The following is an 18,950-nucleotide window of genomic DNA, read 5'->3' as shown; positions in this document are numbered from 1 at the left end:
TGTATTTAGGCGATTTCATGAAGCAGTGTGCTCTGATTCGCCTGACCAGCGTCTAGCGTCTGTATCCCCGCACTCGAACGGGGAATGACGGGACCCCTGCGCATGCAAGCACTGTTGAACGAGATCCTCGATGCGGTTCGCCCCCTGATCGGTCAGGGCAAGGTGGCCAACTACATTCCCGCCCTCGGCACCGTGGCGGCCAATCAGTTGGGCATTGCCGTGTACAGCAATGACGGCGAGATGTATTGCGCGGGCGACGCCGCAACGCCGTTCTCGGTGCAGAGTATTTCCAAGGTGTTCAGCCTGGTGCAGGCGATCGAGCATTCCGGCGAGGCCATCTGGGAACGCCTGGGCCATGAGCCGTCCGGCCAGCCCTTCAACTCCCTGGTGCAACTGGAATTCGAGCGCGGTCGGCCGCGTAATCCGTTCATCAACGCTGGCGCGCTGGTGATCTGTGACATCAACCAATCGCGCTTCGCCGCTCCGGCATTGTCGATGCGCGATTTCGTCCGACGGCTGTCGGGCAATCCCCAGGTGATGGTCGACGGCAAGGTCGCCGAGTCGGAATACCAGCACCGGGCACGCAATGCGGCGATGGCCTACCTGATGCAGTCCTTCGGCAACTTCCATAACGATGTGGAAGCGGTGCTGCGCAGCTACTTCAGCCATTGCGCGCTGCGAATGAACTGCATCGACCTGGCCCGGGCGTTCTGTTTCCTCGCCAATGACGGTTTCTGCAAGCACAGCGGCGAGCAGATCCTCAGCGCTCGTCAGACCCAGCAAGTCAACTCCATCATGGCCACCAGCGGGCTGTACGACGAGGCGGGCAACTTCGCCTACCGTGTCGGCCTGCCGGGCAAGAGCGGTGTGGGCGGCGGGATCGTCGCCGTGGTGCCTGGGCAGTTCACGGTCTGCGTCTGGTCGCCGGAGCTCAACGCGGCAGGCAACTCGCTGGCCGGCATGGCGGCGCTGGAATTGCTCAGCCAGCGGATCGGCTGGTCGGTGTTCTAGTTTGCCGTAGCACAAAAAAAGGGCCCGCTCCTGACTCAGGAACGGGCCCTTTTTGTTTGTGGGGTATCAGCAGAGGCGGTCGATGACCCGGACCTCAGACGAGTGCTGAACCGATTGCCAGGCCTGGGTCAGCGTTTGCAGCACGCGGCCCATGAAGTCTTTGTCGGCGGCGGCTTTCTTGCCGACGTAGCCTTGGCCACGACGGTACATCTTCAGCCGGGCACACAAGTCTTGCTGGTGCTTTTCGAATTCGTCTTCCTGGGTGAAAGGCGAGAGGCAGTCCATATGGACCTGGCCGGTCTTGCTAATCCACAGGATATGGCTATCCAGGCTGTCCTTGTGTGCTGCGAACATGCGAGCCAGTTCATCAATAGATGGTTGATTGTTCAGATTCATGTGTAAGCCCCTTGACCATTTGGTTGATCTGTCTGGTGGTTCGCAAAACTTCGCTGTTCGGTAAGTGCCTGCCTGATACCGAAATCAGGCCGTCAGCGTTCGTCCGCTGGACTTCAGCGGGTTCGTGCATCGGTTGTGTAGTGTTAATCGAAGGGCTGCTACGCAAATGCGCTACAACGAGGAGAAACAGCGAAGAATCTTCAGGCCAGTGTCGACTTTAGAGGGTCGAGCCCATGCGTCATGAGGATTGATCGCCAGCGTTTCTCGTCCTTGTCACCGGACGGTCATGCCAGGTCAGCACCTTCAATCTGCCTTGTGGGCAGTCCCTTATCGAAAAAAACAGCTCGGCGGTCAGACGAGCTTGCTCAAACATTTGCCTGTACTCCCGATCGGGGAGACGTCTGCATCATGCAAGGCGAAATCGGAGGCGTCAACGGTTTTGTAGTGATTATTTTTGGTCACTACATATTGTCGGACAAAATGGTTTGGGTATGAAAAAAGGCTGTGGCTGGGTGGCCTGTTCCTTCAATGGGGGATCTCTTTGTGGCGAGGGGATTTATCCCCGCTGGGGTGCGAAGCGCCCCCAAAATAACTGCCACGCACAGTGCGTGCGATCAAGTGCAGGGGGCCGCTTCGCGACCCAGCGGGGATAAATCCCCTCGCCACAGAGGAACTCTCCCGCTCAGGTGGCCTTGGCCTTGCTCGCCTTGCGCGGTGCACCGCCAGCCTTGCGCTTGGCCGGCTTGCGTTTTTTCTTCCATGGCGCCGCCCCGCGCCCGGCGGGGCTGGCGGGGCCATTGATGGTCAGGCTCATGCCTTGGCAGCGGGCCACATGCTTGCTCATCCAGGCGGCTTGCCGCGTGACGAATTCTTCCAGGCTCATCTCGCCGCTTTGCACCATGTCCAGGGCCTGTTCCCAGATGGCGGTGGTGCCGGGATCGGCGATCGCCCGCGGCACCGCATCGATCAGGCTGAAGGCCGCCGGGGTGGCGGACAGGGCCTTGCCGTTTTTCACCAGGTAGCCACGGTCGAGCAAGCCCTGGATGATCGAGGCCCGGGTCGCTTCGGTGCCGATGCCGGTGGTGTCCTTGAGTTTCTGCTTGAGCAGCGGATCCTCCACCAGCTTGGCGACGTTTTTCATCGCCTTGATCAGGTCGCCTTCGGTGAATGGCTTGGGCGGTTGGGTCCAGAGGTCCTTGGGTTTCACCTCGTCCACCGCGCAATCTTGACCTTCGGCCAGTGCGGGCAGGGTTTGCGGTGCCGGTGCTTCGCGACCTCGTGCGGGCGCCAGGGCTTCGGGCAGGGCGCGTTTCCAGCCGGGTTCGATGATCTGCTTGCCCACGGCCCGCAGGTCTTGGCCGGCGCAATCGAAATCGGCCTGGGTCCGGTCGTATTCATGGTTGGGCAGGAACTGCGCCAGGTAACGCGCGCGAATCAGCGTGTAGACGGCGCGTTGCTTGCCGGCGAGCTTGTCGAGGTTCTTCGCCGCCGCCGTGGGAATGATGCCGTGGTGCGCACTGACCTTGGCGTCGTTCCAGGCCCGGGACTTGCGCTGCGGCTGCAGGTGATCACGCAGCGGGGCGAGCCCCGGGTCGGCCTGGGCGAGGGCGGCCAGGATGGCGGGCGCCTCGCTGTGCTGGCTCAAGGGCAGGAAACCGCAGTCACTGCGCGGATAGGTGATGAGCTTGTAGGTTTCGTAGAGCGATTGGGCGATGTCCAGGGTCTCCTGGGCGCCAAGGCCGAGCTTCTTCGAACAGACTTCCTGCAGGGTGCCCAGATCGAACGGCAACGGTGCCGCCTCGCGCAGGCGTTCGGTGCGCACCTTGACCACCCGGGCGGTGGCGGCGTTGGTCATGGCCTGGGCGGCCTCTCGGGCCAGGGCCTGGTTCAGGCAGCGTTCCTGGTCGTCGCAGGCATCCGGGTCGGCGCGCCACTGGGCGATGAACGCCGTGCCGGCATGGCTCAGTTGGACATCGATGGCCCAGTAGGCGACCGGGACGAAATCGGCGATGCTGCGGTCGCGATCCACCACCAGCCGCAGGGTCGGTGTTTGCACACGGCCCACCGGCAGGACGCCCTGATAGCCGGACTGGCGTCCCAGCAATGTGAACAGGCGACTCATGTTCATGCCGATCAGCCAGTCGGCCCGGGAGCGACCGAGGGCCGAATGGTACAGGTTGAAGGTTTCCGCTCCCGGCTTGAGGGCGGCGAGGGCCTTGCGGATCGACGCTTCGTCCAGGGCCGACAGCCACAATCGTTGGATGGGCCCGCGATAGCGGCAATGCTCCACCAGCTCCCGGGCGATCATTTCGCCCTCGCGGTCGGCATCCGTGGCGATCACCAGTTCCTTGGCTTCACCCAACAGGCGCTTGACCGCCTTGTACTGGCTGGCGGTTTTCGGCTTGACCATCATCTTCCATTGGACCGGCACGATGGGCAGGTCGGCCAGCACCCAGCGCTTGTAGCGGGCGTCGTAGGCGTCGGGCGGGGCAGTTTCCAGCAGATGGCCGATGCACCAGGTGACCGTGACGTTCGCGCCCAGCCAGCAGCCATCGCCGCGCCGGGTGGCGCCCAGCACGGCGGCGATGTCCTTGGCCTGGGACGGTTTTTCACACAGGTACAACCGCATAACGCCTCTTCCTGAGCAGGTTTCATGGGGCGCTAGCATGGTCAGGGATCGGCGCCGGGGCAAGCTTTATCTGTATGGATATACAGATAAAGCGTTGCGCTGCGTTGCTACGGCCCGCAAGGCGCCACGCCCGGCGCTTGCGTGGACAAGCAGAATGAATTAATCGCCAGGGCATCGCTCATAACTTGCAGAGCGGGTGAAACCGCAAGGCAAAGTTAATGGAATCAGGGAGAGTCACTTCATGAATTCGATGCCGAAGGGCAACGGACAGGCGACCACACGTTTGATTCTCGTTGTTGAGGATGACCCGACCATCCTGGAGTTTCTCTGTGAAATCCTGGAGGACGAAGGTTTTGTCGTCGAGCCTCGGGAAAGCGCCGATTCGGCGTTGACCTTTCTTGAGGAAAGCGCCGACTACGTGGACCTGCTACTCACCGACATCACCATGCCCGGGGCAATGGACGGAGCGGACCTGGCGAACCTGACCGGGGATCGCTGGCCGCAGATTCCGCTGCTGATCATGTCCGGCTACGAGACCCCGGAAAGCGCCGGGATCAAGCATCACGCCTCGTTCATCGCCAAGCCGTGGGCGCTGGGGCAGATGCTGGATCTGGTGGAGAGCACGGTGAAAAGCCATTCAGTGCACTGACTCAGGGCGACAGGGCAGGAACCGTCCGCGCAGGTTTGGGTTGCCAAGCGGCGGTTGCTGCGATGACAATGCGATTCATTATCAGTCGCGAATTATTCCATTGTCATGTCCGCCAACGATCTGTTCTTACGCAGTGCCGTCAACGATTTGTATTGCGACCATCACGGCTGGCTTCAAGGCTGGCTGCGCAAGCGCCTTGGTAACACATTCGATGCGGCTGATCTGGCCCAGGATACGTTCGTTCGCGTGATCAAGGCGCGCTCGGCCCTGGATATACGCGAGCCGCGGCCCTATCTGTCGATGATCGCCAAAGGCTTGCTGGTTGATCTTTTTCGCCGCCGCTCCCTTGAGCAATCGTACCTGGATGCGCTGGCCGCCATGCCTGAACGGCAGCAGCCGTCGCTGGAAGAGCAGGCGATTCTGTTCCAGGCCCTCATGGAAATCGATCGACTGCTTCAAGGGCTGGGACCGCGGGTCAAGCAGGTGTTCATCCTGTCGCAATTCAACGGCCTGACGTACCCGCAGATCGCCGAGCGCCTGGGTGTCAGCGTGCGCACGGTCAATAACCATATGGCCAAGGCCATGGAACACTGCTGCCTGATGCAGATCCAGTTGCAGCTTGCATGAGCCTGTCGCCCGAGCAACTACAAGCCATTCGTGCCGCGGCGCAATGGTACGCCCGGCTGCACTCCGGTATCGCGGCGGACGTGGATCGGGCCGGATGGCGGGCCTGGTTGGCCGCGGATCCGCTGCATGATCAGGCGTGGCAACGCATGGCGGCGGTGTCTGAACAAATGGCCAGCGTGCCGGGCGCATTGGCCGCCCCCACCTTGAGCGAACCTCTTGGCCGGTCGCGACGGCAAGTGTTGCGAAGCGCCTTGCTGCTCACGACCACCGGTTGCCTGGGGTGGTGGGGCTGGAGAAGCGAGACCGCGCAGAACTTGCGTTGCGATTACCGGACCGGCATCGGCGAGCGGCGGGCGTACCAATTGGCGGACGGCAGCACCGTACTGCTCAACACCGACACGTCGATCGACGTTCGTTTCGATGGCAAACAACGCGTTATACGGCTGCTGTGGGGCGAGATTATCGTCACGACTGCAGTCGATCCTTCGCAGCGCCCCTTCAAGGTCGTCACAGAGCAAGTCGAAGTGTTGGCCTTGGGAACCCGTTTTATCGTCCGCGCCCAGGCCCAGCATGGCGAGGTGGCAGTGCTTGAAAAGGCCGTCGAGGTCAGTTTGCGCAGTGGCGGACCCGCGATGCGGGTCGATGCCGGCAACCAGCTGGATTTCAGCGACCAGGCGCTGGGCAGGCCAAGGGCCAACGACGTGTCGGTCGGCGCCTGGCAACAAGGCAGCATCATTGCCATCGACCGTCGATTGGATGCCTTGTTGGCAGAGCTGTCGCGCTATCGCGTGGGGATACTGCGTTGCGACCCGGCTATCGGCGATTCGAAAGTTTCAGGCGTTTTTCCCATCGACAATACCGACCTTGCCCTTGCGGCGCTGGAAAGCGGTTTCTCATTGCGGGTGACTCGATACAGCCGGTTCTGGGTTCAGGTGTCACATAGCGGATAGCCCCGATCCCCCCGCATCATTCAATAAAAAATGTTTTGCACTTTTTGTCTGCATCGTTCGGCTCATCCCTCAGTGAATTTCTTGACTGTGGGGAGGGGACGCATGTCTCGCGTGAACGCGCCAGGTCGTCTGGCGATTGCAATGAAAATCGGATTGTTGGCTGTTACGTCCTCCAGTGCCTGGATGGTGCAGGCGAGCACTACTCCAGGAGCTTCGGGCCAGCAACGCTCGGTGCAGGCTTACACTATTGGCGCTGGCACCCTCATGGATGTGTTGACGCGCTTCGCCAGCCAGGCTGGTGTTGCAATCTCGTTCGATGCCGCTCAACTTCAAGGCTTACAGTCGCCAGGCTTGAACGGTTCCTTTGGCGTGGCCGACGGCTTCGCTCGCATCCTGGGCGATAGCGGCCTGCAAGCCGAGCCCCAGGCCAGCGGGACCTATCGGCTTCGGGTTGCGCCTTCTCGCGGTTCGGCCATGGAATTGGGCACCACCACCATCGACGGACAACTGCTCACGGCGACCACCGAAGATAGCGGCTCCTACACCACCGGAGCGGTCACCATCGGCAAAGGCGAACACACGCCGCGCGAGACGCCGCAATCGGTCACGGTGATCACCCGCAAGATGCTCGACGACCAGAACCTGAACACCATCGATCAGGTCATGGAAAAAACGCCCGGCATCACCGTCTACGATTCGACCATGGGCGGCAAGTATTTCTATTCCCGCGGGTTCCGGATGTCGGGCCAATACCAGTACGACGGTGTTCCGCTGGACATGGGCAACAGCTATGTCCAGGCCGACAGCTTCAGCAGTGACATGGCCTATTACGACCGGGTCGAAGTCCTGCGCGGCGCCGCCGGGATGATGAAGGGTTCCGGTGGTACTTCAGGTGGCGTCAATTTCGTTCGCAAGCGCGGCCAGGCCACGCCCCAGACTGAACTCAGCCTCTCGGGTGGCACTTGGGACAACTACCGCGGGCAAGTCGATACAGGCGGCCCCCTGAACGACAGCCGGCACTGTGCGGGGCAGGGCGGTGATCGCCGAGCAGAGCCGGCATTACTTCTACGACGATGCCCAGCGCAAGGATCAGGTCTACTACGGCGCCCTGGACGTTGACCTGACGCCCGACACGACGCTCGGCCTGGGCGTGGCCTATGAGGACGTCGATGCGAGCCCGTGCTGGGGTGGGCTTCCACGCTACCGGGATGGCAGCGATTTGAAACTCAGTCGTTCCACGTGCCTGGACCCGTCGTGGAATACCTGGCGCAGCCAGCGGACCACAGTGTTCGGCGACCTGCGGCATCAGCTCAACGACGACTGGGCCGTGAAGGTCGCGGGGGTCTATACGAAAAATACCCAGGACATCAAATACGCGTTTGCATCAGGCTCGGTGGCACCCGGTTCCTCGACCACCAATCTGCTCGGCAGCATGTACGACTATGATCAGGTCGATTACGGTCTCGACGCCTACCTGGACGGCAAGTTCGACGCCTTCGGCCAGCGTCATGAGCTGATCTTCGGCGTCAATGCCAGTCGTTCGGACAAAGACGACTTCTACTCGGTCGCCTTGTTGCCACAGAAGCAGGATGTGTTCGATCCGGACCGGCACATTCCCGAGCCGGACGACAGCTACTTCATCGAAAACTCGACGCGAGGTGGTCCGGTCAAGACGGTCACCGAGCAGCGCGGCGTGTATTCGACGCTGCGCCTGAAGTTGGCGGACCCGTTGACCTTCGTAGTGGGAAGCCGGGTGAGCTGGTACAGCTCCAAGAGTGACTCGGTATTTCTCACGGGCGGTACGGAACACGCCAGGAGCACCGAGACCGGCCAGGTCACGCCGTTTGCCGGCGTGTTGCTGGACCTCAACGAACACCTGACCGCGTACGCCAGTTACTCGGACATCTTTACGCCCCAAGGCAATTACCGCTCGCAAAGCGGTTCGGCGCTCAAGCCGTTGATGGGCGAGAGTTATGAATTGGGGATCAAGGGCGAATGGTTCGAGGGCCGCTTGAACACCGCTTTCAACCTGTTCCGCACGGTGCAGAAAGACCAGGCCCAGACCGACTACAACTCAAGCTGTGCGTCGTCGGATGGCTACTGCTACGAGAACGCCGGCAAGGTCCGCGCCCAGGGTTTCGAAGCCGAGATCAGCGGTGAGGTTATCGAGCGCCTGCAACTGCTGGCCGGCTACACCTACACCCAGACCAAGACGCTCGACGATATTGACGCCAGCCTCAACGGTGGTTCGTTCAACAGCTACGTGCCGCGCCATGTGCTACGCCTGTGGGGCGACTACGCCCTCGGCGGGGCATTGGAACGGTTCAGTGTCGGCGCCGGGGTCAATGCCCAAAGCGATAACTTCCGCGTATCGCCGGTCAGCGGCGAGAAGATCACCCAGGCCGGTTATGCCGTGTGGAACGGTCGCGTTGGCTACCGCATCGATGACACCTGGTCAGTGGCGCTCAACGGCAACAACCTGTTCGACAAGCGTTACTACACCACCATCGGGACGGAGAGCTTCGGTAACTATTACGGTGAACCCCGCAACTTCACCGCGACGGTAAAGGCACGCTTTTGAAGCCTGTGGCGAGGGACGTTCATTCCCTCGCCACACTCGGGTTCAGTTAGTGTCCAGATCCACGTTCCGCGTTTCCCGCAGGCAGATCATGCCGACCACCAGGCTCACGCCGGTAATCACCACCGGGTACCACAGCCCGTAGAAGATGTCCCCGGTGTAGACCACCAGGGCAAACGATACCGTGGGCAGGAAACCGCCGAACCAGCCATTGCCGATGTGGTAGGGCAGGGACATGGAGGTGTAGCGGATCCGGGTCGGGAACAGCTCGACCATCAGCGCCGCCAGCGGGCCGTAGCACATGGCCGAGATGATGATCAGCGCGACGATGAGGGCGACGATCATCGGCCGATTGATCTGCTGGGCATCGGCTTTTTGCGGGTAGCCCGCCAAGGTCACTGCGCCGCGCAGGGCGGCCTCGTCATAGCCTTCGAGTTTCACGTCGCCGACGTTCACTTGCACCGGGCTGCCGGCTGGTGCGGCGACGCTGCTGTAGGGCAGGCCTTGCTTGACCAAGAAGGTCTTGACCTTGTCGCACGGGCTGTCGAATCGCGCCTTGCCCACCGGATCGAACTGGAAGGTGCAGGTGGCCGGGTCGGCGATCACGCTGATCGGCGCCTGGCGGCTGGCCTGGTCGATGGCCGGGTTGGCGTAGTGGGCGAGGGTCTTGAAGATCGGGAAGTACAGGGCGGTCGCCAGCAGCAGGCCGATCATCAATACCGGTTTGCGCCCGACCTTATCCGACAGCCAACCGAAAAAGATGAAGAACGGTGCGCCGATCACCACGCTGACAATCAGCAGGCTGTTGGCCAGGGCCGGGTCCATCTTGAGGAATTGGGTGAGAAAGAACAGCACGTAGAACTGCGCGGCGTAGAACGTCACCGCTTGCCCGGCGTTGATGCTGAACAGGGCGATCAGCACCACCTTCAGGTTTTCCCATTTGCCGAACGATTCGCGGATCGGTGCCTTGCAGCACTTGCCTTCTTCTTTCATTTTCAGGAAGGCCGGCGACTCGTGCAGGCTCAGGCGAATCCAGGTGGAAATGCCCAGCAGCAGGATCGACAGCAGGAACGGGATGCGCCAGCCCCAGACCTCGAATTGATCGCCGGTGAAGTAGCGGCAACCCAGCACCACTAGCAGCGACAGCAACAGCCCGAGGGTCGCGGTGGACTGAATCCAACTGGTGTGGAAACCGCGCTTGCCGATGGGTGCGTGCTCGGCGACGTAAGTCGCCGCGCCGCCGTATTCGCCGCCCAGGGCCAGTCCCTGGAGCATGCGCAGCACCACCAGGATGATCGGCGCAGCGATACCGATGCTGGCGTAGTTGGGCAGCAGGCCGACGCAGAACGTGGCCAGGCCCATGAGCACGATGGTCGCCAGGAAGGTGTACTTGCGGCCGATCATGTCCCCCAGCCGCCCGAACACCAGCGCACCGAACGGCCGTACGATGAAGCCGGCGGCGAAGGCCATCAGGGCGAAAATGAACGCGGTGGTGTCGTTCACCCCGGCGAAGAACTGTTTGCTGATCACCGCCGCGAGGGCGCCGTAGAGGAAAAAGTCGTACCACTCGAACACCGTCCCGAGGGACGAGGCGAAGATGACTTTCTGGGTTTCCTGGCTGGTGCTCGAGCGCTGCGCGTGGCTTCCAGGGGCTGAACATGTTCAGACATAGCGGTATCCCTCACAGTGATTGTTTTTGTTGTTCCACTGCGACGCCGGGTGAGGCGTCTCCTGATTTGACGCACTTTCCTTGAATCGACTCATGCCCCATGTGGGAGCGAGCTTGCTCGCGATAGCGGTTTGTCTGACGCCTAGGTATTGAGGTGCCGCCGTCATCGCGAGCAAGCTCGCTCCCACAGGGGATCTTTAGTGTTTTTCAGACCGTGGCAGGCTCCTTCTGCGGCGTGGTGATTCGGGTGTCTGTCTCAAGCATCATCCGCGCCGCCTTCTCGGCAATCATCAACGTTGGCGAGCAGGTGTTGCCCGAGGTGATTCGCGGCATGATCGAGGCGTCGGCGATGCGCAGGCCCTTGATGCCGTGCACGCGCAGTTGCGCATCCACCACTGCGTCGCCGTCCTGGCCCATGCGACACGTGCCCACCGGATGGAAAATCGTCGTGCCGATGCGGGCGGCGGCCTGGTGCAGTTCCTCTTCGGTTTGCAGGCTCGCGCCCGGCAGGTATTCCACCGGCTTGAAGGCGCCGAGGGCCGGGGAGGCGACGATCCGTCGGGTCAGGCGGATGGCGTCGGCGGCGACCCGCAGGTCTTCGGGATGGTCCAGGTAATTGGGTTGGATCAGCGGCGCTTCACTCGGATCGGCCGAACGAATGTCCACCCGGCCGCGACTCATCGGGCGCAAATCACACACCGAGGCGGTGAACGCCGGGAAGCTGTGCAACGGTTCGCCGAAACGTTCCAGGGACAACGGTTGCACGTGGTATTCGAGGTTGGCCGAGGTCTGTTCCGGCCCCGAGCGGGCGAACGCGCCGAGTTGGCTGGGGGCCATGGACAGCGGGCCGCTGCGGTCATACAGGTAACGCAGGCCCATGCCCATCTTGCCCCACAGCGTGCCGGCGATCTGGTTCAGGGTGCGGGCGTTTTCCAGTTGATAGATCAGCCGCAGTTGCAGGTGATCCTGCAGATTGCCACCCACGCCCGGCAACTCGTGCGTCACACCGATGCCCAAGCGTTGCAGCAGGCTGCGCGGGCCGATCCCGGAACGCTGCAAGATGCCCGGCGACCCGACGGCGCCAGCACACAGGACGATTTCCTTGCGAGCCTTGAAGCTCATTGTCTTACCTTGCCAGCGTGCGCTGACAGCGTGGGCGCGGTCATCGCGCAACAGCACGCGGTCGACTTCGACCTCGGTCAGCACCGTCAGGTTGGGGCGATTGCGAATCGGCTTGAGGAAGGCCTTGGCCGCGTTCCAGCGTACCCCGGCCTTCTGGTTGACCTGGAAGTAGCCACACCCTTCGTTGTCACCGCCATTGAAATCCTCGACGTTGGGGATGCCGCTCTGTTCGGCGGCGGTGCGGAACGCGTCGAGAATCGGCCATGACAGGCGCTGGCGTTCGACTCGCCATTCGCCGGCCGCGCCGTGGATTTCGGAATCGCCCGCGAAGTGGTTTTCGCTTTGCCTGAACAATGGCAGCACGTCTTTCCAGGCCCAGCCAGGATTGCCTTCGGCGGCCCAGCCGTCGTAGTCCGCGGCCTGGCCGCGCATGTAGATCATGCCGTTGATTGATGAACAACCGCCCAGGACCTTGCCGCGCGGATAGCTCAGGGCGCGTCCTTGCAGGCCCGGTTGGGCTTCGGTCTTGAAGCACCAGTCGGTGCGCGGGTTGCCGATGCAGAACAGGTAGCCGACCGGGATGTGAATCCACGGATAGTTATCGCGCCCGCCGGCTTCGAGCAGCAGCACCCGGTGTTGCGGGTTGGCCGAAAGCCGATTGGCCAGCAAGCACCCGGCAGGGCCGGCACCCACGATCACGTAATCGTATTCATCGACGACAGGTTGCATTCGCGACCTCGTTTATTGTTTTTGTGGCATTCATCCTAGTTGTTAGTTTTCGTCAAAAGAATGTTAGTTTTTGCGCAGCCGCTGTGCGTTTATAAACAGTCCTGCCTTCAGGCCCACCCAAGGATCGCCCCCATGTTCGACTGGAATGACTTGCGTTATTTCCTGGAGCTGCAACGCAGCGGGCGTTTGTTGACGGCTGCACGGCGCCTGAACACCACTCACGCCACGGTGGCGCGGCACATCGAGGCCATCGAGAAAAGCCTCGGCACCGCGCTGTTCGTCCAGCATGCCCAGGGCTACGAGTTGACCCCGGCTGGCGAGACGTTGCTCAAGCATGCCGAAGCCATGGAGAACGTGGCATTGCTGGCCCAGGAGGACATCACCCAATCCAGCGCACCCTTGGGCAAGATCCGCCTGGGGGTGACGGAAGGGCTTGGCATCATGTTCCTGGCCAGTCGCATGGACGGGTTGTTCCAGCGTTATCCGGGGCTGGAGGTGGAACTGGTGGCGGTGCCGCGCTTCGTCAGCATCCTCAACCGCGAGGCGGAAATCAGCATCCACCTCGAACGCCCGGCGGCCGACCTGTTGGTGACGCGCAAGCTCACCGACTACAGCCTGGCGCTCTATGCCAGCCAGGCCTACCTGGATCGCTCGCCGCCCTTGCGCAGCCGCGAGGACTTGGCCCGACACGCCTGGATCGGCTACGTCGACGACCTGTTGTTCAGCCAGGAACTGATGTTTCTCAACAGCTTTTGCCGCAAGCCTCGGGTGGTGTTCCACAGCACCAGCGTGATCGCCCAGCAACAGGCCGCGCGCTCGGGCCTGGGGATCGCTGTGTTGCCGTGCTACATGGCCAGCGGCGACCCGTCGCTGGTGCAGTTGTTGCCGGACGAAACCATCTGCCGCAGCTACTGGATCAGCACCCGCCGCGAACTGCACAAGTCCGTACGGTTGCGCGTGTTGTGGGATTACGTGGTGCAGTTGTGCGAGCGCGAGCAGGGGTTGCTGTTGCCCTGAGCATTGCCCGGTGGCGAGGGTGTCCGCTCAAGTCCGATTTATGGCCCGCAATGACCTCAAGCCGGGACGCCGGGGTGCCTTAGTGTGGAAGCAGCCAGACCCACAATAAGAAAGCGCCGCGAGAGGGCCCTATGCGGTTACCTAGGTTTTCGCTGCACCCTGCCATTTCCATCGTGCTACTCACCCTGTTGGCAGGTTGCGATGACGCACCCACGCCACCCACGTCCACCGCGATCACGGCCATGCCCGGCGATACGGCGCTGGCCCAGGTCTACGACAGCAGTTGCAAGCTCTGTCATGCCAACCCCGCCGCCGGAGCGCCGCTGACCGGCGATACCAATGCCTGGGCCCCGCGCCTGGCACAGGGTACCGAGACTCTGCTCGATCATGCGATCAACGGCTACAACGGCATGCCACCGATGGGGCTGTGCATGCACTGTTCCGAGGAGCAGTTCCTGGCCCTGATTGCCTTCATGTCTGGACAACGATTCCAATAATCCAACAAGGGGTTTTCCGGCATGACCATGGATTACTCGCGACGTCGATTGCTGCAACAGGCCGGCGTTGTCGCGGCCCTCACTGCGCTGGGCAGCCAGGGCGCCCTGGCCGAACTGATGCGCGCCCCGCGATTGATTCCATGGCGCAACTGGTCCGGTGCGCAGAGTTGCCTGCCGGCGGCGCGCCTGGCCCCCAAGGATCTGGATGAACTGGTGCAGGTGGTGCGCCGCGCCGAAGGCCGGATCCGCCCGGTGGGTTCCGGCCATTCCTTCAGCGCCTTGGTGCCCACGGATGGGACTTTGCTCTCCTTGAGTTTTTTCAGCGGCTTGCTGAGTCACGACGCGGCCACCCTGCAGGCCGAATTCGGCGGTGGCACGCCGATGTCGCGCATGGGCACGGCGCTTCAAACCATTGGCCAGGCGCTGCCGAACATGGCCGATGTCGACTACCAGACGCTGGCCGGTGCCATCGCCACCTCGACCCATGGCACGGGCAAGGCGTTCGGTTCCTATTCGTCCCAAGTCGTCGGCCTGCAACTGGTCACGGCCAATGGCGAGGTGCTCGATTGCGATGCCCGGCAGCATCCCGAGGTGCTCAGTGCCGGCCGGGTCTCCCTGGGCGCCTTGGGACTGATAACCCGCGTGCGCCTGCAAAACCGCGCGGCCTATCGATTGCGCGAGCACCAATGGGTGGCGAAAACCGAGGAGTTGCTCGAGGATGTGGACACCAACACCCGGGACAACCAGCATTGGGAAATGCAGGTCGTCACCCATTCCGACTATGCGCTGTCGATCACTCTGAACGAAACCACCGACTCCGCCACGCCGCCGATCAGTCCCGAGGAGGAGGGCGGCAACGAGTTCGTCAGCGTGATTGAAAACCTCGACAAGTACGGCAGCGATTTCCCGGCGACCCGCCGAGCCTTGCTCAACAGCCTGCGCTGGGTGGCCGATTTCGATGACCGGGTCGGCGACTCCCATGACATCTACGCCAACGCCCGCACCGTGCGCTTCAACGAAATGGAATACTCGGTGCCGGCTGACCAGGGCCCAGCATGCCTGCGGGAAATCCTCGCGCTGATCCGCGACAAGAACCTGCGCACCTGGTTTCCCATCGAGTACCGCTACGTGAAGGCCGATGACATTCCCTTGAGCATGTTTGAAGGCCGGGACAGCTGCGCCATCTCCGTTCACCAGCATTACCAGATGGACCACCACAATTTCTTCGCCGCTATCGAACCGATTTTCTGGAGATACCAGGGACGCCCGCACTGGGGCAAGTTGCACTCGCTCAACGCCAGGACGCTTCAGGCGCTGTACCCGCGCTGGGATGAGTTTGCCCGGGTGCGCCAGGCCCTGGACCCGGCCGGCAAGTTTCTCAATGGGCATCTATCGACGATCCTGGGGGTGAGCTGATGGGTTTCAATCGTCGTCGCTTCCTGACGGGAACGCTGGGTGCCGGGGTATTGCTGGTGGGTGTCGGTGCTTGGCTGCGACCGCAGGACCGAGGTGCGCCGTACAGCGAATATTTTCGCCAACTCAACCGTGAGCTCAAGGCCCATGGCCCGATGCGCCCGGTGATGCTCATCGACCTGGATCGACTCGACCACAACATCGACGTGGTGAAGGCCTCCGTGCAACGCGCCGGCAAGCAGTTGAGGCTGGTGGAGAAGTCCTTGCCAGCCCCCGGCCTGCTGAATTACATCGCCCAGCGTGCCGAGACCTGGCGCTTGATGTCGTTCCACCAGCCGTTTCTCAACCATGACGCAGTGCAGTTTCCACAGGCCGACATCCTGCTGGGCAAACCCCTGCCGGTGCGTTCCGCCGAGCTGTTCTACACGCAGCACAAGGTCCTTTCGACCCGGCGCGCCAGTTGCAATGGCTGCTCGACACGCCTGAGCGACTGGAGCAATACCGGGCATTGGCCCAAGCGCTGGGCATTCGCTTGCGGGTCAACCTGGAGCTGGACGTCGGCCTGCACCGGGGCGGGATCGTTGACGAGGCGAGCCTGGACGCGATGCTCAGATTGATCCGCGCCCACCCGGCCCAACTGGAGTTTGCCGGGTTCATGGGTTACGACCCGTTCGTGGGCATGGGCGTGCCGGAGATCGTCGCAACGCCGCAGACACTGCTGGCGCGGGTCATGGCGATCTACCGCGCGCGCGTGGATTTCGTGCGCCTGCGCTATCCCGATCTTTGGCGCCCCGGCCTGACGCTCAACACCGTGCCGGCAGCCCCAGCTACCGCATCCACGAACAGGAAAACCTGAGCACCGAGGTGTCGGTGGGCACGGCCATGCTCAAGCCCAGCCACTACGATTTGCCGTCATTGAGCGAACATTTGCCGGCGGCCTATATCGCCACGCCGGTGTTGAAACGCACCGGGGCGGTGAACATCCCGGCGCTGGACGACACGTCGCGGATTTTTTCCGGGTGGGACGTGAACCAGCGCGAGACCTTTTTCATCTATGGCGGCAACTGGATGGCCGACCTCGAGGCACCGCACGGTTTGCAGGTCAACGACCTGTACGGACGCAGCTCCAATCAGGAAATGGTCAATGGCTCCGCTGCGGTCGGACTGGGGCTGGAGGACCAAGTGTTCCTGCGCCCGACCCAGACCGAATCGGTGTTGCTGCAGTTTGGTGATTTGCTGGCGGTGCGGGCGGGGAGGATTGTCGAGAGCTGGCCGGTTTATAGCTGACGGCTGGGTGGATGAATTGAAATCGCCACCGTTTCAATGTGGGAGCGAGCTTGCTCGCGAAAGCGGTGTGTCAGCTTGCAGAAATATCCGCAGTGCTGCCGCCTTCGCGAGCAAGCTCGCTCCCACAATGGTCATGGGCCGGCCGCTTAAAACGCAAACGGAATACTGATCTTCGCCCAGAGCATCTCGCCTTCGGGGCGGTTCTCCACGTCGAATTCCTTGGCCCAGCGAATCTCGGCGCTGGCGTATTTGAGGAAGGTTACGTGCAGCGCCGGACCGATGGCGAACACCTGGCCGCGCACGCCATCGTCCACGTCCTGCCCGGCGAATTGCACGGTGCGGCCGTACTGTTTGTCGTCGGTGGTCTGTTTCAGGTAGTAGCCGTTGAGGCCCACCGTCACGTTATCGTTCAGCCGGTAGCTGGCGGAATAATCGAAGTGGAAAATCTGCCCCGAGCGGTAATCGGTGTCCTTGTTTTCGCGGTTGAAGCTGTAGGTGGTTTTCATCGACAGCTCGGTGTTGTCCGTGGGCAGCCAGGTGAAGGAAAACAGTGGTTTGTAGGTGTAGAAATTATTGCTGGTGTTGGCCAGTCGATCGGCATCGTATTCACCGGTCGGCACGGTGATTTCCACCGCGGCGGCCAGTGTCAGGTGCTTGCCCATGTCCCAGAGGATGATGGGCGAAATGGTCGTGTCGCCCATGCTTTCGCGCGTATCACTCAGGCCGAATGCGGCGACCTCCTGCTTGAGCCAGGGCTGCGCGACGTAGATGCCCAGTCGCCCGCCGGCCACTCGCAGCGGGCTCAGGTAGTCGATGCGCGGGATCACCGCCGTGGATTCGATTTCGACGCCCGGCACTTCGCCGCCCAGTGAGCTGATGTTGAATTTTCGGGCCTTGTAGTGGTTGTAGTAGAGGTTGAACGCAACCATGTGGTCCGGAAGGCTATCGACCTCCAGCGGCAGCACATAGAAGCCATCGGTGCCGGTGCCGATGTTGTCGACGCCGGACTCGGTGGCCAGGGCCGGCAAGGCGTTGGCGCAAGCCAGGCCCAAGGTCAATTGCAAGGTGAATCGCGTGCGGATCGGGTTCATGGAGGGGCTCGTTATTATTGTTGGAAACGCACCAAGGGTCCGAGCCATAGAAATAAGCCGTTCGCCGCCGCCAGGGCAGGGTATTGGCGGCCATTCAGGGGACTTGCGCGGCCAGATTCCGGTCCCCCTCTATTCACCGGGTCATGCTAACGTCTAGAAACAGACTGTTACACAGTGTTCTCCTGTCCGCCTTGGAATCCGCCCATGCAGATGAAAGTCATCGATCCCACGTTCGAGCTGGCGCTGGTATCGCCGTTTCTGCTGCAGACCCTTGCCGATGTGGTGGCGGACAAGGGGTTCGACGCGGCGATCCTGTGTCGAGGCCTGGGGTTCGGCCTCGATGACCTGCAAGACCCGACCCATCGCATTTCCCATCGCCAGGCCGTGGTCATGATCCAGCGGGCGCTCAAGTTGTTACCCGACCAGGGGCTGGGGTTGTGGGTCGGCGACCGCAACGTGCTGGGCACCCTGGGTTTGCTGGGACACGTATTGTCACTGTGCGAGACCTTGCGCGACGTCTTCGCCCTGGGAGTGCGCTACCAGCGCACTACCGGCGGCATCGCGCAGATCAGCGCCGAAGAAGCCGGCGACCGGATCACGGTCGAGGCGACGTGCCAACTGCCCTTTGCCGACGTGCAGGTGTTTGCGGTCGAAGAATTCTTCGCCAGTGTGTTGGTCTATGGCCGGGCGCTGGCGGCGTCCGACTTCAAGCCACAGGCAGTGGAATTCATGCACGCCGCGCCTTCCTATGCGGGCGAGTACCAGCGGATCTTCGGGTCGGTCGTGCGCTTTGGCTGCCGGCAGAACCGCATGCTGATCGATGCTGGCTGGCTGGAGGTGCGCCTGCCCAACCATCATCCGCTGGCCCTGCGCCAGGCACTGGCCTTGCTGGAGCAGGAGGCCAGCGAAGTCCACCAGAAAATCGACCTGATCCAGGCCGTGGAGCGGGCGATTGCCCGGGACCTGGGCCGTGGCAGCCATATCGATAAAATTGCCAGCGACCTGAACATGAGCAGCCGTACCTTGCGCTCGGCGCCTGACCGAGCACAACCTGACCTTCGAAGCGTTGCTCGAACAAGTTCGTCGTGGCCGGACCTTGAACCTGCTGGCCAATCCCGAGCTGTCCATTGAGCGCATCACCGAGGAAGTCGGCTACAGCGATGTGCGCAGTTTCCGCCGGGCGTTCCGACGCTGGACCGGCATGAGCCCGAGCGCGTTTCGCAATGAGAGCGCCGACGCTCGGCTCTAAGGTTATGTCCAAACAGTATTTCTCAAGTCTTACGGG

11 protein-coding genes and 4 pseudogenes are annotated in these 18,950 nt (G+C 62.1%); 10 read left to right on the top strand and 5 right to left on the bottom strand.

The genetic code is table 11. The features are described 5' to 3' along the window. The first annotated feature begins 102 nt into the window (after nt 1-102). The gene (gene glsB, locus AB4N42_RS21400; RefSeq protein ID WP_030137932.1) at nt 103-1,011 is read left to right on the top strand and encodes a glutaminase B; all 909 of its coding nucleotides are present in this window, start codon (nt 103-105) and stop codon (nt 1,009-1,011) included. Between the two features lie 66 nt (nt 1,012-1,077). Here glsB and AB4N42_RS21395 read toward each other — a convergent pair whose 3' ends face one another. Together AB4N42_RS21395 and AB4N42_RS21390 are read right to left on the bottom strand one after the other, a co-directional pair. Further along, entirely contained in the window at nt 1,078-1,407 is a 330-nt protein-coding gene (locus tag AB4N42_RS21395; RefSeq protein WP_030137933.1) for a hypothetical protein, read from the bottom strand. 682 nt (nt 1,408-2,089) lie between these two features. Next, nucleotides 2,090-4,036 (bottom strand): DNA topoisomerase III, encoded by a 1,947-nt coding sequence (locus AB4N42_RS21390; RefSeq protein ID WP_460115295.1) that lies wholly within the window; start codon nt 4,034-4,036, stop codon nt 2,090-2,092. Between the two features lie 241 nt (nt 4,037-4,277). Between AB4N42_RS21390 and AB4N42_RS21385 the strand changes: the two genes are divergently transcribed. The 4 genes and pseudogenes from AB4N42_RS21385 to AB4N42_RS21370 all read left to right on the top strand — a co-directional run bounded on the left by AB4N42_RS21385 (nt 4,278) and on the right by AB4N42_RS21370 (nt 8,843). After that, nucleotides 4,278-4,685, top strand: coding sequence for a response regulator (locus AB4N42_RS21385; protein WP_030137935.1), 408 nt, complete (start codon nt 4,278-4,280; stop codon nt 4,683-4,685). Between the two features lie 105 nt (nt 4,686-4,790). Further along, on the top strand, nt 4,791-5,312 hold the full coding sequence (locus AB4N42_RS21380; RefSeq protein WP_030137936.1) for a sigma-70 family RNA polymerase sigma factor: 522 nt from the start codon (nt 4,791-4,793) through the stop codon (nt 5,310-5,312). Beyond that, nucleotides 5,309-6,262, top strand: a complete 954-nt coding sequence (locus tag AB4N42_RS21375) for a FecR domain-containing protein (RefSeq protein ID WP_460115294.1) — start codon at nt 5,309-5,311, stop codon at nt 6,260-6,262. Before AB4N42_RS21380 ends, AB4N42_RS21375 begins: the two co-directional genes overlap by 4 nt. Nucleotides 6,263-6,364: 102 nt before the next feature. Further along, nucleotides 6,365-8,843 (top strand): annotated as a pseudogene (locus AB4N42_RS21370) (TonB-dependent siderophore receptor). A 42-nt stretch (nt 8,844-8,885) separates the two neighbouring features. Here AB4N42_RS21370 and AB4N42_RS21365 read toward each other — a convergent pair. Both AB4N42_RS21365 and AB4N42_RS21360 read right to left on the bottom strand, forming a co-directional pair. Next, a pseudogene (locus tag AB4N42_RS21365) lies at nt 8,886-10,510 on the bottom strand (MFS transporter). Nucleotides 10,511-10,716: 206 nt separating this feature from the next. After that, nucleotides 10,717-12,360 carry a GMC family oxidoreductase gene (locus AB4N42_RS21360; protein ID WP_460115293.1) on the bottom strand — a complete coding sequence of 548 codons (1,644 nt, stop codon included), beginning with the start codon at nt 12,358-12,360 and terminating at the stop codon, nt 10,717-10,719. Nucleotides 12,361-12,492: 132 nt separating this feature from the next. Here AB4N42_RS21360 and AB4N42_RS21355 point away from each other — a divergent pair, with 132 nt between their 5' ends. From AB4N42_RS21355 to AB4N42_RS21340, 4 genes and pseudogenes are all read left to right on the top strand, one after another. Beyond that, a complete protein-coding gene (locus AB4N42_RS21355) occupies nt 12,493-13,377 on the top strand; it encodes a LysR family transcriptional regulator (RefSeq protein WP_460115292.1) in 885 nt (294 codons plus the stop codon). A 131-nt stretch (nt 13,378-13,508) separates the two neighbouring features. Beyond that, nucleotides 13,509-13,874: a c-type cytochrome gene (locus AB4N42_RS21350; protein WP_460115291.1), complete on the top strand. Its 366-nt coding sequence runs from the start codon at nt 13,509-13,511 to the stop codon at nt 13,872-13,874. Nucleotides 13,875-13,991: 117 nt separating this feature from the next. Then, entirely contained in the window at nt 13,992-15,290 is a 1,299-nt protein-coding gene (locus AB4N42_RS21345; protein ID WP_460116412.1) for a D-arabinono-1,4-lactone oxidase, read from the top strand. A gap of 74 nt (nt 15,291-15,364) precedes the next feature. After that, nucleotides 15,365-16,574: pseudogene (locus AB4N42_RS21340) on the top strand (DSD1 family PLP-dependent enzyme). Between the two features lie 146 nt (nt 16,575-16,720). Here AB4N42_RS21340 and AB4N42_RS21335 read toward each other — a convergent pair. Continuing rightward, nucleotides 16,721-17,665: a SphA family protein gene (locus AB4N42_RS21335; RefSeq protein ID WP_460115290.1), complete on the bottom strand. Its 945-nt coding sequence runs from the start codon at nt 17,663-17,665 to the stop codon at nt 16,721-16,723. A 204-nt stretch (nt 17,666-17,869) separates the two neighbouring features. On the opposite strand from AB4N42_RS21335, the pseudogene AB4N42_RS21330 reads away from it, so the two are divergent. After that, nucleotides 17,870-18,914 (top strand): annotated as a pseudogene (locus tag AB4N42_RS21330) (AraC family transcriptional regulator). Nucleotides 18,915-18,950: the final 36 nt, after the last annotated feature.

This window comes from Pseudomonas sp. H2_D02, from assembly GCF_054677635.1.
Note: the sequence above shows the minus strand (reverse complement) of the source record. Positions and strands in the feature narration are given on the sequence as shown.

Coding starts and splice junctions, on each gene's coding strand:
- glsB (WP_030137932.1), top strand. CDS start 103: ATGCAAGCACTGTTGAACGAGATCCTCGATGCGGTTCGCCCCCTGATC.
- AB4N42_RS21395 (WP_030137933.1), bottom strand. CDS start 1,407: ATGAATCTGAACAATCAACCATCTATTGATGAACTGGCTCGCATGTTC.
- AB4N42_RS21390 (WP_460115295.1), bottom strand. CDS start 4,036: ATGCGGTTGTACCTGTGTGAAAAACCGTCCCAGGCCAAGGACATCGCC.
- AB4N42_RS21385 (WP_030137935.1), top strand. CDS start 4,278: ATGAATTCGATGCCGAAGGGCAACGGACAGGCGACCACACGTTTGATT.
- AB4N42_RS21380 (WP_030137936.1), top strand. CDS start 4,791: ATGTCCGCCAACGATCTGTTCTTACGCAGTGCCGTCAACGATTTGTAT.
- AB4N42_RS21375 (WP_460115294.1), top strand. CDS start 5,309: ATGAGCCTGTCGCCCGAGCAACTACAAGCCATTCGTGCCGCGGCGCAA.
- AB4N42_RS21360 (WP_460115293.1), bottom strand. CDS start 12,360: ATGCAACCTGTCGTCGATGAATACGATTACGTGATCGTGGGTGCCGGC.
- AB4N42_RS21355 (WP_460115292.1), top strand. CDS start 12,493: ATGTTCGACTGGAATGACTTGCGTTATTTCCTGGAGCTGCAACGCAGC.
- AB4N42_RS21350 (WP_460115291.1), top strand. CDS start 13,509: ATGCGGTTACCTAGGTTTTCGCTGCACCCTGCCATTTCCATCGTGCTA.
- AB4N42_RS21345 (WP_460116412.1), top strand. CDS start 13,992: ATGCGCGCCCCGCGATTGATTCCATGGCGCAACTGGTCCGGTGCGCAG.
- AB4N42_RS21335 (WP_460115290.1), bottom strand. CDS start 17,665: ATGAACCCGATCCGCACGCGATTCACCTTGCAATTGACCTTGGGCCTG.